The organism is Myxococcus llanfairpwllgwyngyllgogerychwyrndrobwllllantysiliogogogochensis, assembly GCF_006636215.1.
In the GTDB taxonomy this organism is placed as follows: Bacteria; Myxococcota; Myxococcia; order Myxococcales; family Myxococcaceae; genus Myxococcus; species Myxococcus llanfairpwllgwyngyllgogerychwyrndrobwllllantysiliogogogochensis.
On sequence record NZ_VIFM01000235.1, the window covers coordinates 1 to 17,084 of the forward strand.

Genomic DNA, 17,084 nt, shown 5'->3' on the forward strand with positions numbered 1-17,084 from the left:
CTGAGCCCCTTCCATGGCCCGCCCGACAGACCTCTGCCTTGCCGTCACCGTGGCCGCCGACCTGGGCGTGCTTGTCGACCCACACGTTGAGCGCTGCGTGAGTGCCGCGAGCGGTGCGATTGCCGCCTTGTGTGGCCGGGCCTTCGAGCGGGCCACGGTGACGGAGTTCCCCGCGAGCTACGCACGCCCCTACGTCCTGCTCGCCCGCCCGCCGCTCGTCGAGGTCATCAGCGTCCGGGAGGGGGGCGAGCTGCTCGACGCCACGGCCTACACCATTGCCGGGGACCTCGCGGCCGGGGGGCTCCTCTACCGCCTTGCTGGCGTGTGGCCCGAGACGGCGCACGTGGGCGGGCTTGTCACCCTCACCGTGGACAGCCGTCAGGGCCACCTCGGGGCGCTGGCGGTGACGTACACAGGGGGCTTCGTGACGCCGGGACAGGTAGCGGGTGACGCGTCCCTGGGCCCTGTCACCCTGCCTGCCGAAATTGAGGAAGCCGCCATCCTCGAAGCCTGCGCGCTCTACCGGGGCCGGGGGCGAGATGCGGACGTGTCCGCCGAGAGCCTCGGAGATTGGTCTGTGAGCTACCGGGAGCGGGGTGCAGGCCAGCGCCTTGCGAGCCCCCGCGCCGAGCTGCTCGTCGCGCCGCACGTCCTGTGGAGGGCGAGCTGATGGCCGGCCCCGAGGCGCACTTCCGGCAGCTCGTTCGCTATGCCGAAGTCACCGGGCGCGACGCGTGGGGGACTCCGTTGCTGGGCCCCATCCAGGTCGCCGCCGCGCGCATCCAGCCAAGTCGCAAACTGATTCGGGACTCCAGCGGCGCCGAGTTCGTCGCGTCCTTCGTCGTCTACACCGCCGCGCCGCTCACGCTGCGTCACAGGCTGTGGTTCCAGGGCGAGGACACCACCGACTTCAATCATGCCCGCCGCCCCGCCGCCGTTGACGAGCATGTCGACGGTGGGGGCGTCGTGCGCTACCGGAAGGTCTGGCTCTGATGGCCCGCGACACCGCCGCAGACGTCGCGAGCATCCTTGCCGCAGGCAACCTGGAGCTGCGCGTCGGAACCAACCTCTTCCTGGGACCCACGCTTGAGGACGACGACGCGACGGTGCCGGACGTGTCGTGCTTCGTGCTCCAGACGGGAGGCGACCCGCCGCAGGGCTATCTCGGAGGGCGGAAGACGTACCGGACTGTCACCTGCCAGGTCCGCGTGCGCTCGGCCCGTGAGAGCTTCCGGGCGGGACAGTCCCTCGCGCTCGCGGCCCTCGACGTGCTTCACCTCGCGAATGCCGCGCCCTACGTGCTGATGGAAGTCGACGAGGGCAGCCCCAACTACATCGGCACGGATGGCAGTGACCGTCACTGGTGGACCTTCACCGTGAATGCCTCGTTTGTTGATTCGGGCGGGTGAGCCACTCGCAGAATCCGCACGCATTTACAGGGGGAGATGCCACTCAAGGTTGCGCTTGATTTCAGACTGCTCGACAAGCTGCGGAAGGTCGAAGGACCCGTGCTCGACGACCTCGCGCCGTTGGCCCGCGAGCATGCATCAACAGTGCTCCAGGCGAGCCGCGCCCTTGTCCCCGTCGGTAAGCGGGACACGGATGGCAAGCCACCGCTGAGCACGTCGGGGTTCGTCGATGGCCCGGCGGTGAACGGCGAGAAGTCGAGCGTCAGCGCGACGGCTGGGTATGAGCACGAAGCGGCGGGCGCGATTCACGAGGGCTTCCACTGGGGCGCGCAGCGGTTCGCCGAGCCCGTTCACTTCCTGCGCAAGCCCGCTCGCAAGGGGCGCGCGAAGTTCCGGAAGGCAGTGGCGACCCAGATTCTTGCAACCCTCTCGCGGCTCTTCCCGAGCCGGTAGGTATTCGAGTGTCCACCCCTATTGCTGCTCACATCGATAGCGTGTCGGTGCGCTCGGACACGAATGCCGCGCTGCCCGCCGACCGCGTGGACGGACTCACCGACGCGTCGCTGAGCGAACCGGCCGACTTCGTCGAGACGAACTACCTCGGGGGCTCCGGCTACAAGTCCCGAGTCCAGACGCTCAAGGACACGAGTGCGGACCTGTCGGGGCACTTCATGCAGGACGATGCGCCCCAGTCCATTCTGCGCGACGCGCGAGACACTGGGAGCACTGTCTATGTGACTTTCATCTTCGACCCGAGCGCTGCCGTTGGAACCAAAGGCAAGCGCATCCCCATGGTCGTCACCAGCTTCGACGAAAAGCTGACACCGGGCGGTGTCGTCGAGTTCTCCTGCAAGCTCTTGGGCAACGGCGCCCCGGTGGCCGTCTGATGTCGGTCATCCCCGCGCACGCTGGCTCCCTGTCCATCGCGGGCGATCCGGAAGAGTTCCTCAATGCCGCCGCCGTGCCCGCACAGGAGTTCACAGGCACGGAGTACCGCATCGCCGACCCGGACCTGCGACGACTCAACCCCGGAGCGCCCGTGTTCGTCGAGGTCTCCCCGGACGGTGACGCGGATGCCGGTGCATGGGTGCCAGTCGAGGCTGTCGTCGACCCGCTCTTCGGCTTCGTCTACCTCACCACTGCCCCCGGCCCTTCCGCGCTCGTGCGCGTCTCGGGCGCCTCGCTCCCAGTCCAGCCGGTGGCGCTCGTGCGCTCCATCTCCCTGTCGGTGACGAACGACGTCGTCGAGCTGCAAGTCATGGGAGACGGCTACAAGCGGCGCGCGGTGTCGCTTCGGGACTTCTCCGGGGAGTTGGTGGGCCTGACGGCGCTCGACGTGAGCTTCGAGGACGGGGCTCCGCTGCTCGTCGAGGTCAGCAAGGGCACGGGCTCCGAGGTGTTCCGCGCCTGGGTGAAGGTGCCCGAGCTGTCGCACAAGCTGACGCCCGGAGCCCTCTACGAGCGCACCGTGAAGTTCATCGGCCACGCCTTCCCCACGGGGAGCGGCGCCGCCATCGCCTGGGGATACGGCACCCCCTGACTCACTGCCGGAAAGGAAAGCCGCATGTCGAACAAGCACAAGCTGCTTGCGAAGAATCGTCGCGTCGTGAAGTCCGTCGAGATTGATGGCGTCAAGGTCGACATCATCAAGCCGACGATGGGAGACCGCCTGCGTCTGATTGAGCAGGCGCGGGCGGCGGGCGAGATGACAGAGAAGAACGAGCCCACGGGGGACCGTGCCGGTGCGCGCATGCTGGCGCGAATCGCGGTCTGCGTGATTCACGACTCGGAGACGGGCCGGCCCATGTTCGCGGTCAATGACGTCGACGAGCTGCTCGACGAGTCATGGTTGGAGGACTTCGCGACGGACCTGACCGACGTCTTCAACGTCAGCGAAGAGAAGATGCGGGGAAAATAGACAGCGACCCCGAAGCGAACCTGCTCTACGGGGTCGCGTCTCTTTTGAAACTGCCTCCCGACGCGGTTCGGGCAATGGCTTACGAAGACGTCGTCGGGCTGGTGGCCTACGCCCGGAAAGAAGCTGAGGAATTGGAGCGCCGCTCTTCCTCGCCAAACACCCCAGGCGCTTCTCCATCAGGACAGCAGTCCGTTCGACGTTTGCGTCGGAGGTGATTCAACATGGCTGGCGGTGGTCTCAAGGTCGGTGACGTCTATGTCGTTGTGACGGCCGCCGTCGGTGAGTTCACCAAGTCGATGCGGAAGATTGTCGCCGACGTGGCTTCGGCCGCGGGCAAGATTGAGCAGCTCGGGAACAAGATTGGGGAGATTGGCGCCATTGTGAGCGCGGGCCTGTATGGGGCGCTCGCTGCTGCGGCTGCCTTTGATTCGTCAGTCACGGAGCGGATGGACCGAATCAAGCTCGTCTTCCAGAACGTAGGCGCGGAGATTGGCAACGCGGTTCTGCCGCACCTGGAGCGACTGTCGGATGCCCTGGAGCGCGCCTTGGGCTGGTTCCAGCGGTTGGACCCCGCCGTGAAGTCCGCGATGGGGAGCTTCCTCTTCTGGGGGACGGCGGCAGGGCTCGCGGGTGGGGCCGTGGGCAAGGTGGCGGGCGCGGTGAAGCAGTTTGCCGAAAGCTTCCTCGCCTTCGTAGTGCCCGCGCTGGACGGCGCTGGAAAGTCGCTGGTGCGGCTCTCCGCGTTCCTCACGAGCGAGACGCCAGCGGTCGAAGGCAACTTGAAGAAGGTCGCGAAGGGGGCCGAGCAGGTCGACGCGAGCTTCACGGCGGCTTTCCGCAACGCCGCTGCTCGTATCCTCACGGTGACGGCCCCTCTTGCCGCCGTTGCGCTCGCGGTGGCTGGCGTCGCGATGCTCGCGGGCACACTCTATAAGGCATGGCACGACAGCAGCACCGGCATGCGCGACGCCTTCGTTTCCACGTGGCGTGCCGTGACGGATGTTGCCGGGCGAGTCGCGAAGTTCTTCCAGGAGGTCTTCGCGGGGCTGGCGGCCCTCGTGGGGGCGTGGGCTCGCGGGCAGCTCGACACGTTCGCCTTCGTGGTGCGCAACCTGGCTCGACTGGCGGCGCCTCTCGCGCGAGCACTGAACCTCGACGGCGTGGCGAATGCCCTGGACGGTCTGAAGGACTTGACGGGCAACGCGGTGCTCGGCGGGTTGAAGGGGCTCGTCGAGGGCACCGTCAGCACTCTTCGCGAAGGGATGTCGAACGTCTGGGAAGGCGTGTCCTACGGAGCGAGCTACGCCTTCGACGGCGTGAAGCTGATGGGTGGCGATGCCGCCGCATTTCTCCGTGAGAAGTTCGGCGGTGTGTTCGACGACATGCTCGGGCCGAAGGGCAAGCTGCGCACGCCCACGGAGACGCCCGAGATTGAGGTCGGGCACGTGGAGGTCGGGACGTTCGACGCGAAGAAGTTCCTCGCGAATGTCGGCAACACCGCGTCGGTCATCGCCGAAGTCGCCCGGCGCAAAGCGAAGGAACTCGCGGACGCGCTCGCCCGTGCGGCCGACGAAGCGAAGCGCGCCCTGACGAGCAGGTTCAGTCAGGCATTTGGTCGCATCTATGAGTTGGTCGACCGCTTCCAGCAGGGCATGTCGGCCGGTGGTGTGTGGGGCGGGCTGATTGCCGTCGTCGCGGAGCTGCTCTCCCAGTCGACGACGTTCGGCTCGTTGCTCCAGATGGTGACGAACTTCATCCAGTACGTGGCCGACGTTCTCGGGCGGGTGCTGGCTCCCGTGCTGCCCCTCCTGGCTTCCGTCTTCAACATGGTGACGCCGCTGCTGGATGCGCTCGTGCCGGTACTTGAGATGTTCTCGAAGCCCGTCCAGGCGATTACGCCCATCTTCGAAGTGCTCGGCACGCTGTTCAAGGGATTGGCCCCCATCATCACCGTGTTTGGTCAGATTCTTGTCGCGCTCCTCCAGCCGCTGACGCTGCTCTCCGGGCCCATCATGAAGGGACTCTTCGCCGTCATCCGCGTGGTGGCGATGGGCATCCTCTACGTCGTGAAGGGTATCGGCACGGTGTGGAACGCCATCATTGGGTTCATCGCTGGCGTGTTCAAAGCCCTCGGCAAGATTCCCTTCGTGGGTGGTGCGTTCAAGAAAATGGCGGAGGGTTTGGACAGCATGAAAGTCCCCATGGACGCGGTCGACAGTGCGCTCGAAACCCTGAAGGACACCACCTACGACACCGCCGCAGCCAATGCCGCTGCTGGTGTCGCCGCGTGGGAGAACGCCGCCGCGACCAACAAAGCGACCGAAGCCCTGACGAACGTCCCGACGGGCTTCAAGGTGGCGCTCGCGCGGTTCAACGCGCAGGCCCCGATTGCGGGAGCGCCATCGACCTCCGGGACGTCACCCGTCATTCCCAGCCCCGTCGTGCCAGTGAGCGGCGGCAACGTCAGCGTGGGGCAGATTGTCGTCCAGGGGGCCGAGGACCCGGAGGAGACCGCGCGCCAAGTCTACATCGAGATGAAGCGCGAAGCCCACCGACGCCGCGGCAACGGTGAGTGGCTGAATGGGAGGTACTGAGATGGCCTTCCTCGTGCTGAACGGCATCCAGGTGCCTGTCGCGGAGGGGCGCCGAAGACAGGTGAACATCGGCACGGACTCACGCGCCTTCAGCGGGGCCTATCGTCTCGGACGGCGCGCGGTTCGTCAGGAGTGGGAGTTCAAGACGCTCCCCTTGCCGCCCGACGAAGTGCTCGCCCTGCGCGGACTGATTGCGGGTGACGGACACACGGTGGCCTTCGAGGGTGACGCCTTCACCAGTCGAGGTCTCGATCAGGCGAGCGTCGCGGGAGCGTTGTTCCAAGGCGCGCGCTTCGGCGGTGGGATGAATCTGTCCGTCGGGGCTTCGTCCTCGTGGGCCATGCAGCTCGGGGCGCACTGGACGGCTTTGCACCACGTCTACAGCGGCGCGGCGGGTGCGTGGCTCCAGGTCATCAACCGAAGTGACGGCAGGCGGTGGACGCAGGGAGTGCCGTCGGAGAATGCCGGGGGCCTGTCGGTGGCGTCGGGGTCGCTCGCGGTGACGGGCGCGACCAACGCGGTGAGTTTCGACGACGTGGTGGGGCTGCCGTTCCTGGTGCCCGACGCATGGGTTCCCCACCTCGTGGCGTGGCACACCGGCCGAGCTTGGAGCGCGCTTCCGTTCCTCACCGCGAGCGGCGGCTTCACGGCCACCGAAACGAAGGTGCTCGGCGAGGTGCGGGACGGCGAGTTCGTCGAGTTCAGTCACAACGGGGCGCGCGTCGTCGGTGAGCGGCTCGAATTCACGTTGAGGGAGGTTTAGTCAGCATGCGCGGTATGTCGTCTCAGGGGCTCGCGGTTCTCTCGAATCCGGCGGGGCATGCGTCCCATGTCCGGGTGAAGGTCCGTGACGGGGCGGGTGTGTGGGTGAACTTGAGCCACCTTGAAGGGCGCGACTTTCTCGACGCCGTCGAAGTCGACGAGGACGTTGACCAGCCCGTCTCGGCCGCGACCGTGACGCTCAAGCGGCAGGTCGACTTGTTCAGTCTGTCCCCACTGCGAGCTGATTCGAAGTTGAACGCGGGCAACGGGCAGCTCATCCGGCCTGGGCGCGAGTTCATCGTCGAAGCGGCGGTGTCACCCGTGGGCATGTCGCCGAGCGCTGGCGAGTGGCGCGTTCTGTTTCACGGGGACATCGACGAGGTGGACTTCGCCGACGAGCAGCTCGTCTTCCGTGGGCGCGATTTGGGGGGCCGGCTTCAGGACGCCTTCATTGAAGTCGAGCGCCCCTATGGAGACTCCACTGCCGGTGTCGCGGTCGAAACCGTCATGCAGGCCATCCTGGACGACAACGGGATGGGTGTGGTGCTGCATACGCCCGTATCCCCCGGCTGGAAGATTCGGAAGTACGCCCAGAAGAAGGCGAGCGCCCTCGACGCGCTTCGCGACCTGGCTCAGCAGATTGGATGGGAGGTGCGTTACCGCTGGCGGGAGGCGAGCGGAACCTTCGTGCTGACGTTCAGCGAGCCAAACAGAACGAACCCCACGTTGGCCTGGGCCTTCGGACCCGGCGATTACCGCAACGTCGCGAAGCTCACCCTCAACAAGACGGAGATTCGCAACAGGATTGAGGTCGTCTACTCCGACGCGGGAGACCTGGATGTCACGGGACAACCGAAGCGCAAGAGCGTCATCGTCGGAGATGCCGCGAGTCAGGCCGCCTATGGCGTGCGCTTCATGCAAGTCGCCGAGGACGCGTCGAGCAACATCGACCGTGAGGCCGAAGCTCGGAAGATGGCGGAAGCGGCACTGTCCGACCTGAAAGAGCCGCTCGCGGACCAGGAGGTTGAAGTCGACTTCTTCCTGCCGGTGGAGCTGGGCGACCTTTACTGCTTCCGTGCGAACGGCGCGCACTACTCGGATGACCAGAACCTGGCTGTCACTGGGTTCCGCCATGCATTCACTGCGGAAGGTGACGCGCGGACGACCGTCGCCACCCGGGGCAAGCCCTCGTTTGGTGTCTCCATGTGGTTGGAGATGGACACGCGCCCGGGGTTGAGCGAGCCGTCTCACACGTCACCGCCGCTCGACCCGCTCAACGTGACGGTGTCGGCCATCGTCAACGGGTTCTCCCTGTCGCTCATGCCGGCGCTGAGTGGCCCTCCTGTGGCTTCTTACGAGCTGCACGTCTCGACGTTGAGCGGCTTCGCGCCGAGCAGCTCGACGTTGCGAGGCACCTTCGACATGACGACGTTTGGAGTGTCCGACCTGATGCCGGGAACGGCCTACTTCGTGCGCGTCGTTCCTCGGGACAGGTTCGGCAACCGGGGCAATGCGTCCCCTCAGTTCGAAGTCACTCCGAAGAAGCTCGAAGGCGCGTCGCTGGGGGATGCCGCGGTTAGCTACCAGCACTTCCTCCACCCGCCGACCGACAACCTCATCCCCAACGGGTACAACGACGCGGGCCTTCGCGCGGTGGGCAGGCTCCCGGAGGGCGACAAGCTCGTCGAGGACCCGGTCAACGCGCGCTCGGGACGGTGGGTGCGGCGGGTGGAGCTGTCGAGCGCGGGGAGTTGGGTGGGGTTGAGCTGGACGGGCGGCTACGGCTCCTCGGCTCCAGGCGGTCGGCTCAAGTGCTCGCCTGGGGACCAGTTCTTCGCCGAGGTCTACGTCAAGGCGTCGTCCGCCACGGTGAGCGGCATGGGCACGCTCTATCTGCTTTGGGAGGACGCTAGCGGAACCTACTCGGGGCAGTCGTCGGCTGTGGCGCTGGGGCCCGTGGGGAACGCCTATCGTCGCGTGCCGCTGACGGGGACGTGCCCGGCCGGTTGCACGGGGGTTCAGCTCTTCTGGGAAGCGGAAGTTGTAGCTGCCGACGTGGGGAAGCGGCTCTACTTCGACGCTGTCTCGCTTCGGAAGATGGTCACCTTCGACCTGCTCGCCGCGAACACGCTGAAGACGTCGAACTACGCGGAGGACGGCAACGGCATTCCCACGGCAGGTGCGAAGCTGGACAACGTCGGGACGACGCTCAAGGTCGCTTCGAACAACGTCCAGGTGGGGCGCTACTACCTGAGCGACGGCTTCTTCCGCTCCGTTCAGGCCCTCGCGGACACGGGGAGCCGCATCTACTACCGCGGCAACAACGAGGGCGTGCCGAACATCGACCGTCTCAACATCCAGGTCCTCGAAGGGTACGCCATTGCAGGGGCGGCGGGTGGAGCTGCTGCCTTCACATGGGCGCACTACCGGGCCACCATTCAGCCCGATTCGGCGAGCGACAACCTCGACGCGTTGCGATTCATGGAGGTTGGTTTCTACTGGGCGTTTGGGGACATTCACCCGCCAAACTTCCTCTACAGCACGACGGTCCCCATCGCTGACCGCAAGTATCAAAACGGAGCCTGGGACGGTGACGGAGCCAACGCGACGAGCGCGGGATTCACGTTCATGTTCGGCGACAAGTTCAACCGCCTTCGCGACGACCCTCTCGTCAACAAGCTGCTCTATCTCAAGGTGTCGCTGCACAACGCGGGCGGGTTCAGTGCCGAGCGGTGGTTCTTCCCACCGAATGCCTACAACGTGGACATGGTTCGCCGTGCGACGGGCCCTGCGTCCACGCCTTCTGGGGGAAGCGGGGGCGGTGGCAATGAGCACGGGACGTGTGTCGCGCCTTGGGAGCCCGTGTTGCTCGGCGACGGTACGGAGCTGCCCGCCGAGATGCTCAAGCCCGGCATGCGGGTGCTCACGATGCATGAGGACGGGAAGGACGGGGGCGTGTTCGAGGTCACCCACGTCAGCCGCCACCATGCCGCGCGGTGCAACCTCGTCATGGAGGACGGCCGGGTGCTCGTCGTGACGCCGGACCATCGCTGGCGCACGGTGGAGCGGGGCTGGACCCGCACGGACGCGCTGAGCCCAGGCGAGACGATTGAAGGTTTCACGCCGGGCTGCGTGGCAAGGGTCGAACCCACGGCGGCCGGCGACGTGATGAAGATTACGGTTCGCTTCGCGAAGACCTATGTCGTGAACGGGCTCCTCGCACACAATTTAAAGCCGCGTGATTAAGAAGTGTGGGGTGACGTTGTCACGCTGGCGACGAGCCCTGTTGCTGGGAGAGAAGTTAGTTCGATTGGGAATGCGGATGGTCGGCGCCCAGCTCGGCAAGGAACTTGTCTTGTATGAGGACGAAATCTCTCTTGATGACGGCGATATTCGAGAAAGGTAGGGGCCTGTCTTGAATCTCGAAGCTGCGCCAAAGTTGATTGTATAGTCTGCTGTCGTTCGAGAGATAGTTATCTAGGTCGTGGTGACTGAACTGGCTGCCCAACCACAAACTAACTTCCCTGGGAGGGGCGTCGGGCAACCACGCGGTCGTTATGCCGTGTTCGATTATATTGACGAGTTCGCGATGGTGGCGGACGGGATGACCGCCAATGTCGATACCCGAGAAGAGGCGATTGCTCATGACGATGGATGTCTTGATTGTAGCTATTCGGGAGAGGTCGATACCCGTTTGGCGGGTCATCAAATTACGGAAAGTCTTGTCGGCCCAGAGTTCGAGGAATTGGTCGAGTTGCTTTATGCCCTTTTGAATTCGCCCGTAGGTTGTTTGTTGCTCGACTGTGCTGGCCGGCAAGATATTGTTCTTGCATTCGAATATGTAGAGCGTCTTGTCAAATACGGCGAGCACGTCGACGTCTCCCTGTTTTTTTTGGTGCCGATACTTTACTCCCATTGCGGTGAGAGGGGTTTTTGTGGCGAGAGCTTCCTTTAGAAGCTGAGAGATTGGGTCGTTGGTGCCCTCGGAGTAGATTCGCTTGCCCTCTGAAATTAGTGAGTTGCGAACGAGATTCGAGCTGAGGTGGATCGCCAGGGGGATTGCAAGTGTGTTGCGAATGGAGATAAATGGTCGATACTGGAGATCGACATGCTGGTCGGTGTTCTGAGGGGTCCAAGTGAAGATCTCGACGTATGATTTTGCCTGTTGTGGCGGAAATCCGGCCGTGCGGATTAGCTCAATTGTTTGTTCAGGACTCATGCCTACCAGGAATGAGTTCCACATGGCGAGCGTATTGCTCTCTTTGAGTTCGAGAAGTCGTTCCCGTCGTGCGAGGCATATGAAACGAAGGAGTCTGGAGATTAGGAATGCGTCGAGTAGAGATAGATCTGGGGTGATTTTGAATTTTTCTAGCTCAGGAAAGGTTGTGTCGAGTTCATAGCAGGCGTTGTGTAGGGCAAGTATCTCCTCCCTGAATAGGGTTCGTTTCGAAAGGAGCAATTCTCCTAGCTGTCTGACGTGTGTTGCTGCGAGTTGGATACGGACTTGAGGAATCCTGTCGTTCGTGATGCATGCTGCTCCTTCGCCGAATCGTTCAAACCATAGTTTAAAGGTGTCGTTGAGCGACGGTACGTCAGAGAGATCGGATGGGTCGTTGTTGATTGTGGCTATCCATTGATTCTTGATGTAGCCGAGGGCGATTGACATGCCCATTCTGTCTGAGGTGGCGACGCAGCAGTAGAGGTTTGGTTTGACTTGAAAAAATCGATAATTGAGCCGAAATACAGATGCTTCCATCTCCTTTAGTTCGCGGAGTCGATGGGCGAGCAATAGGGCGCCTTCGAATCTTTCTGGGGAGTCTTCTAGGTCGAGGCACGGGGTGAATAGTTTTGGGCTGAGTGGTGTGTCTTTGTTGAGTAGATCAAGAGCGAAGGATGCTGCTGAAGCACTTTCCTCAAGCGTCAGGTGTTCACGCTTCGTCTGTAGGACTGGGGTTAGGCACCAGCTTGCGCGGGCGTGAAGTCCGTAAAACTGTTGTTCAACTAGAGCTAGGATGGAGCCTGCTGAATGATTGTATGTTCTGAGGATTTTCCGTAGGAGGTGCTGATCATCCTGGGTCTTTAAGATGGCCTCTATGTAGTTGGTGATGGAAGAAAGCTTGGGAAGTGTTGAGCTGTTTGTTTGTGGGTTCTGAAGGAGGGTGCTTAATTTCTTAAAGAGGATTGAGAGACTGGGTAGGTGTCGTTGGGGTAGGGTGGAGGGCTTGAACGTGTCAATGAATTCTTCGTTTTCAAGTATGGAGCTTTGTGAGAGGTGTATTGCTAGTAGGGTCCAATTGAATGTCCGCCCCCATTGCCCCTTTTGGACGTGCTTGCGCGTCTCGGCGATGATGAGCTTTGTAGCTGAGATGTCGAGTGAACCGGCAGGGAGCTTTAGGACGTCGCTAGCCCAGTCGTTCTCTCTCCAGGACGGGATTAGGTTCTGAATTATGGCCTCTGAGTAGCTTGCAGTTTGGGCTGGTGGCATTCGGTTTCCTCTCATGGTCTTGGTCGTGCGCTGCTCCTGTGCCAATCGAACAGGGCGACTAACTATTTGAGAGCGAGTGTATGTTGGTCAAGATGTAGGGGCCTGAAGAACGCTACGTGCTCCACCCTTGATTTTCGGCATTGGGCAGGATCCGCGCTGAATATCTGAAGCGTCCACGATGCGGTGATGGGGCTGGGCCACCTTTGGAAGTCGCACTCATTTACCGGGAGCCACCCCATGCCCCGGTGATGCTGTGACCTCCGAAGAGACGCAGTCCGTTCAGCTCGTAGTCGGCTCCCTGCTCGGAACGGCAGGGGTCGGTGTCCTCACCTGGGCCGCGAAGTCCCTCGTCGGGGAAATCCGCTCCCTGGTCGAAAAGGTCGCCCGTCAGGACGAGCGCATCAACGTCCTTGCGGTGGAGCTGGGCGCCCTTCGTCGATGGCGTGACGAGTTCAGCGTCGGACTTCCCGCTCAGGTCCGGCAGACCGTCGAGTTGGAGCTTCTCCGCATGGCCCAGTCCGGGGAGGGAAACTCCTAATGGCCCGGGTGAACTTCAAGCGGGTCGACCTTGACCGCGTCTACTTGCCGCTTGTCGCGGTCGCGCTTCAGGTCGTGGCGCGTTGCGAGGCCCGGGGCGTGAGCTACGTAGCGACCTACGGCTTCCGAAGCCTGGAAGAACAGGCCGAGCTGCGGTGCCTCTTCCTCTCGGGCAAGGGCGGAAAGGCGTCTGCGGCTGGGCTGTCCGCTCACAACTACGGCCTGGCATTCGACTTCGTCTGTGACGGGGACGCGAAGCCCGGTGTTCAGCCCGACTGGCGCCTGCCGGCGTACCGCGTGCTTGGCGAGGAGTCGACGAAGGCGGGACTCGTCTGGGGCGGCAGGTTCGGCGACGCGCCGCATGTGCAGTGGCCAGCCTACGTGAGCGCGCTTCAGCTCACGCCCCTTCGGACGCTGGTGGAGAGCAGTTCGGTCGCGGCTGTGTGGGCTCGGCTCGACGAAGAGCGCAAGTCGCCGCAGTGGCGCGCCGCAAACCCGAAGCTCTCGGCCGAACTGGAACGGCTGGGCTTCTAACTCGGAGGCAACATGGTTGACGTTGGTGTTATCGGGCCGAGTCCCGAGCAGTTCGACGCGTTCGCGCAGCTCCTGTTCAACGCGGTGACGAGCCAGAACTATGCGCTTGTCGCTTCCCTGGTGGTGGTGCTGCTCGTCTTCCTGCTGCGGAAGTTCGGTGGCAGGTTCATCCCCTTCTTCAACAGGGACCGGGGCGGTGCGGTGCTCGTGCTGGGCGTCTCGCTCGCGGGTGCCGTGGCGAACGCGCTCGCCGCTGGGGCGCCGTTCTCGCTGTCCCTGCTGCTGACCGCCGCGAAGGTGGCCTTGACGGCCGCTGGCGGCTTCACGCTCGTCAAGCGCCTCCTGTTCGGTGCCCCCGCCATTGAGGGTGCCGAGCAGGCGGGCGAGATTGCCGCAGGCCAGGTCGCGGGCAAGGCCGCGGCGATTGCCGTCCTCGAACAGCTCGATAGGCGGGGCGACAAGTGAAGCTCGGCGCGCTCGTGCTGGTGGTGCTCGTCGCGGTTCCTGCGTCGGGCTCGGAGGTCATCGGCGTCGAGCGCGCTCAGCTCTTTCCGGAGGGAGGTGCGGTAGCCGTCGAGGTTCAGGGCGGCTGCTGGTTGTCCGAGAGTCGCTGTGTCCGCACGGCTGCTGAGATTGAGCGGCTACGCGCGGAGAACGAAGCCCTGCGGCAACAGGCCGGGGATACGCCCTTCAAGGTCGCCGTCGTGGCGCTGGTTCTGGGGCTCGGTGCAGGGTTCGCCGTTGCGAAGCTCGGGAACTGAGAGCGGGCGACTGCGGCATCGGCGCGGTTGGTCTGAGACCTCGCAACGCCGTGGAACAGCACACTCACCGCAGTCGCCCGGTAGCGACTAGGGCACAGGACGGCTCGTAGGTGCAAAGGGGCTGCACTGCGGCACGATTCGCTCTTCAGGGGAGTTTAAGGTTTACTGTGGACTAGACTTTTTAGGTTCAGTCCGCGAAGAATCCTCGGGTTGCACCAATGCATTGCCCCCTAGCCCCCGAGGACTCGTGCCCAGGTCCACTGATAGCGGCAGCACCCCTTCCAAGCCCCCCAGCGCATCGCAGCCACCGACGAGCAATGTCCCTGTGCCACTCTTCAGGGTGGGGACATTCCGGTATGAGGCGGTCCGCAAGCTGGCCGTCATGCCTTCGGGCGAGGTGTTGCTCCTGGCCCACCGCTTCGCGATGGATGAGCCGCATCCCGGTCTCTGTCTGGTGAGGCGCCTTCCGAATCCTTCGACGTTCATGGGGCGTAAACGCCTCGCCGAAGAGATTCAGCTCGCCTTCCTTCTTCACCACCCCAGCATTGCCCAGGTGCATCTCGCGAAGATCCACCTTCGTAGGGTGCACGTCGTCATGGAGTATGTGGACGGCCCCTCGGTGGACACGCTGGTGAGTGCTGCCGTTGTGAGGGGGAAGCCTGTTTCGGAAGCTTTTGCCCTATACGTGGGCGCGGAGCTGGCGGACGCTCTGCACCATGCGCACTCGTTGAAGGGGGATGGTGGCAAGCCGCTCGGCATCATCCACCGCGACGTCAATCCCAGGAATGTCTTCGTCGGCCCGCACGGGGAGGTGAAGCTGTCCAACTTCGGAGCGGCGTACTCCCTGGTGATTGGCCGGGAAGAGTCCCCCGCGAGTCTTGTCCGGGGTGACGTCGCCTACTCTTCACCCGAGTACCTGGAGCGAGTTCCGTTGACCCCGCGCTCCGATGTCTTCTCCCTGGGCGTCCTCCTGACGGAGTTGCTCACCGGCCGGCATCTCTTCGCGCTGGACGTGGCGGTCCGTGCGCCCCAGGGGGTGACCCCGCTGCGTACGGAGTACACCCCCTCTCTTCCGCTGGAGCAGATGCGGGTGCTGCTCTCCTCGTTCGGTCCGGACGATGTCGAGCAAGCAGTGGGTGCAGTGGCGCCAGACATTCGTGCGTTGCTGCACACGGCCCTGCGAGTTGCTCCGGGGGAACGATTCGCCACGGCGGCGGACATGGGCGAGGCGCTACGTGCGGCACTGACGAAGAGGCACCCCGGATACGGGCGTCACGAAGCGGCAGCGGAAGCGGCCCGTGTCGTGGCCGAGGGTGGCTGCGCGCGAGACCAAGTCGAGTTCGGGGAGAGCGGCTTGTACCCGGAAGGGTTGGACGAGCATGAGCTGAAGGCGCTCGCCAAAGTCACCCCTGCGTCATCGTGACAAGACGGTGGCCATGTGGAGGAGCGCATCCAGCTTCTCCGCATCCAGCTTTCGTGCGAGGTGCTGCAAGCGACGAAGTTCGGGCGTCGCCTCCTCACGGGCGCGCGACTTGTTGCCTTTGCTCTCACCCCCCAGGTCGAGCATCACTTCAGGGGACACGCCCAGCTCACGGCAAAGCCGGTAGAGGGACGGGACGCTGGGCAACATCTTTCCTCGCTCCAGCCGGCTGTAGACCATGGGGACCAATCCCACGCGCTCGGCCACCTCGGCTTGAGTCAGCCCGAGATTCTGACGAGCAGCTCGCGCCGCAGCGCCGATGGTGACTGCCAGTTCTTCATTCATGGGAGCATCCACCGGAGGGCAGGAGTTCGAGATTGGAGCGAGGCTCCTATGTAGCTGACGGACCCGCGAAGGTGAACTCTGGAGGAGCGGCATTCCTTTATGGACCTGGGACGTCTCAACCGGCGCTCCCATGGAAAGGACGGACTCCCTGGTGAGTGGGGCTGTCTGGTAACATGTCCCTCTGTTGGGAGGGTATTGATGCGAGAGGCTGATGCCGTGGGGTTGGGGAGTGGAACGCCATGAAGGGAGGGCCAGTTCTCGCGGTCCTCGCGCCCGGTGCCCAGGTGATGGGTTACACGGTGGAGCGGCGCCTGGGCAGTGGCGGCTTCGGTGCCGTGTACCTGGCTTCTTTGGACGGCCAGCGTGCCGCACTGAAGTTTCTGGACCTCTCGCGCGTGAAGGACAGGGTGGAGCGTGAGGTCTCCATTCTCCTGCGCCTCAGTCACCCCAACGTCGTCGGGATTCGCGGCCTCGGCTATTGGCCTTCGGCGGCGCCGGAGTTCGCGGTCATCGCGATGGAGTTCGTAGAAGGGCGCGAGCTGGGCACGTGGGCGAATGAGGAGAACCCGTCCGCCCGGCAGGTGGCCCGCATGGTGCTGGACGTGGCGCGCGCGCTGGCGGCTTCTCACGAAGCGGGCGTCATTCATCGTGACGTCAAGGAAGCCAACGTCATGGTGCGCGCGGATGGCGTGGCCAAGCTGGTGGACTTCGGCGTGGGCGACTACGAGGGCGCACGGGAAATCACGTCGGACGTCCTTCCCCCTGGGACGCCGGACTACCGTTCCCCGGAGGCGTGGACGTACTTCCGCCAGAACGTGAAGGTTCCGGGCGCCTGTTACGAGCCCGGTCCCTCGGACGACTTGTGGGCACTGGGAGTCGTCCTCTACGTCCTGCTCACCACACATCGCCCCTTCGAGGGGGAGCATTTCACGCTGCCGGATGTCGTCATCGCGAACGCGGCTGTGTCACCCCGCGAGGTGAACGAGCGCGTGCCAGAAGCGCTGAGTGACGTGTGCCTGCGGCTGCTCGCAAAGACTCCAGACACACGGACTCCGAGCGCCCAGGCGCTTTACGTGGAACTGGAGGCGGCACTTCAGCGTGCGGACGACGCGTGGGACGTGCCCCTGTGCGACGCGTATGGGGAGGACACGGCAACGACGGACGGTGGCCCGGACAAGGACGATGACCTGGGCGGCTTGGAGGAGTGGGTCAACGAACTGCGGAAGCGTCCCCGTCGAGGCAAGCGCCCTCAGAAGAAGAAGCCGCTGCCTCTGGCGGATGGAGGCACAGCCACGGAGCGCGTGCAGGGGCGGGTGGGG

General features: G+C 63.9%; 18 protein-coding genes. 16 read left to right on the forward strand and 2 right to left on the reverse strand.

Going from position 1 to position 17,084, the window contains the following annotated elements:
• The first annotated feature begins 13 nt into the window (after positions 1-13).
• From FJV41_RS38055 to FJV41_RS38100, 10 genes are all read left to right on the forward strand, one after another.
• Positions 14-670 (forward strand): hypothetical protein, encoded by a 657-nt coding sequence (locus tag FJV41_RS38055; protein ID WP_141647518.1) that lies wholly within the window; start codon positions 14-16, stop codon positions 668-670.
• Entirely contained in the window at positions 670-993 is a 324-nt protein-coding gene (locus FJV41_RS38060; protein WP_141647519.1) for a hypothetical protein, read from the forward strand. Before FJV41_RS38055 ends, FJV41_RS38060 begins: the two co-directional genes overlap by 1 nt.
• A complete protein-coding gene (locus FJV41_RS38065) occupies positions 993-1,409 on the forward strand; it encodes a phage tail terminator protein (protein ID WP_141647520.1) in 417 nt (138 codons plus the stop codon). Before FJV41_RS38060 ends, FJV41_RS38065 begins: the two co-directional genes overlap by 1 nt.
• Positions 1,410-1,445: 36 nt before the next feature.
• The gene (locus FJV41_RS38070; protein ID WP_141647521.1) at positions 1,446-1,862 is read left to right on the forward strand and encodes a hypothetical protein; all 417 of its coding nucleotides are present in this window, start codon (positions 1,446-1,448) and stop codon (positions 1,860-1,862) included.
• An 8-nt stretch (positions 1,863-1,870) separates the two neighbouring features.
• Entirely contained in the window at positions 1,871-2,296 is a 426-nt protein-coding gene (locus tag FJV41_RS38075; protein WP_141647522.1) for a phage tail tube protein, read from the forward strand.
• Positions 2,296-2,949, forward strand: a complete 654-nt coding sequence (locus FJV41_RS38080) for a hypothetical protein (protein ID WP_141647523.1) — start codon at positions 2,296-2,298, stop codon at positions 2,947-2,949. The genes FJV41_RS38075 and FJV41_RS38080 overlap by 1 nt, the downstream gene beginning before the upstream one ends.
• Positions 2,950-2,973: 24 nt before the next feature.
• Positions 2,974-3,327, forward strand: a complete 354-nt coding sequence (locus tag FJV41_RS38085) for a phage tail protein (protein WP_141647524.1) — start codon at positions 2,974-2,976, stop codon at positions 3,325-3,327.
• Between the two features lie 221 nt (positions 3,328-3,548).
• On the forward strand, positions 3,549-5,921 hold the full coding sequence (locus tag FJV41_RS38090; RefSeq protein ID WP_141647525.1) for a phage tail family protein: 2,373 nt from the start codon (positions 3,549-3,551) through the stop codon (positions 5,919-5,921).
• A 1-nt stretch (position 5,922) separates the two neighbouring features.
• Entirely contained in the window at positions 5,923-6,684 is a 762-nt protein-coding gene (locus tag FJV41_RS38095) for a hypothetical protein (RefSeq protein ID WP_141647526.1), read from the forward strand.
• Between the two features lie 5 nt (positions 6,685-6,689).
• Complete coding sequence (locus FJV41_RS38100; RefSeq protein ID WP_141647527.1) at positions 6,690-9,929, forward strand: hypothetical protein; 3,240 nt, start codon at positions 6,690-6,692, stop codon at positions 9,927-9,929.
• Between the two features lie 55 nt (positions 9,930-9,984).
• On the opposite strand, the gene FJV41_RS38105 is transcribed toward FJV41_RS38100, so the two are convergent.
• Positions 9,985-12,168, reverse strand: a complete 2,184-nt coding sequence (locus FJV41_RS38105; RefSeq protein WP_181791215.1) for a hypothetical protein — start codon at positions 12,166-12,168, stop codon at positions 9,985-9,987.
• A 253-nt stretch (positions 12,169-12,421) separates the two neighbouring features.
• On the opposite strand from FJV41_RS38105, the gene FJV41_RS38110 reads away from it, so the two are divergent.
• The 5 genes from FJV41_RS38110 to FJV41_RS38130 all read left to right on the forward strand — a co-directional run bounded on the left by FJV41_RS38110 (position 12,422) and on the right by FJV41_RS38130 (position 15,423).
• Complete coding sequence (locus FJV41_RS38110) at positions 12,422-12,706, forward strand: hypothetical protein (RefSeq protein ID WP_141647529.1); 285 nt, start codon at positions 12,422-12,424, stop codon at positions 12,704-12,706.
• Positions 12,706-13,239, forward strand: a complete 534-nt coding sequence (locus FJV41_RS38115) for a M15 family metallopeptidase (protein WP_141647530.1) — start codon at positions 12,706-12,708, stop codon at positions 13,237-13,239. Before FJV41_RS38110 ends, FJV41_RS38115 begins: the two co-directional genes overlap by 1 nt.
• Before the next feature lie 12 nt (positions 13,240-13,251).
• Positions 13,252-13,704 (forward strand): hypothetical protein, encoded by a 453-nt coding sequence (locus tag FJV41_RS38120; RefSeq protein ID WP_141647531.1) that lies wholly within the window; start codon positions 13,252-13,254, stop codon positions 13,702-13,704.
• Positions 13,701-14,000, forward strand: a complete 300-nt coding sequence (locus FJV41_RS38125; RefSeq protein ID WP_141647532.1) for a hypothetical protein — start codon at positions 13,701-13,703, stop codon at positions 13,998-14,000. Before FJV41_RS38120 ends, FJV41_RS38125 begins: the two co-directional genes overlap by 4 nt.
• 325 nt (positions 14,001-14,325) lie before the next feature.
• Positions 14,326-15,423, forward strand: coding sequence for a serine/threonine-protein kinase (locus tag FJV41_RS38130; RefSeq protein ID WP_246137672.1), 1,098 nt, complete (start codon positions 14,326-14,328; stop codon positions 15,421-15,423).
• Here FJV41_RS38130 and FJV41_RS38135 read toward each other — a convergent pair.
• Positions 15,415-15,765, reverse strand: coding sequence for a helix-turn-helix domain-containing protein (locus FJV41_RS38135; protein WP_141647533.1), 351 nt, complete (start codon positions 15,763-15,765; stop codon positions 15,415-15,417). The two genes, FJV41_RS38130 and FJV41_RS38135, sit on opposite strands and share 9 nt — an antisense overlap.
• Before the next feature lie 239 nt (positions 15,766-16,004).
• Between FJV41_RS38135 and FJV41_RS38140 the strand changes: the two genes are divergently transcribed.
• Positions 16,005-17,084: serine/threonine-protein kinase (locus FJV41_RS38140; RefSeq protein WP_246137673.1), on the forward strand; the 1,080-nt coding region annotated here is incomplete at its 3' end.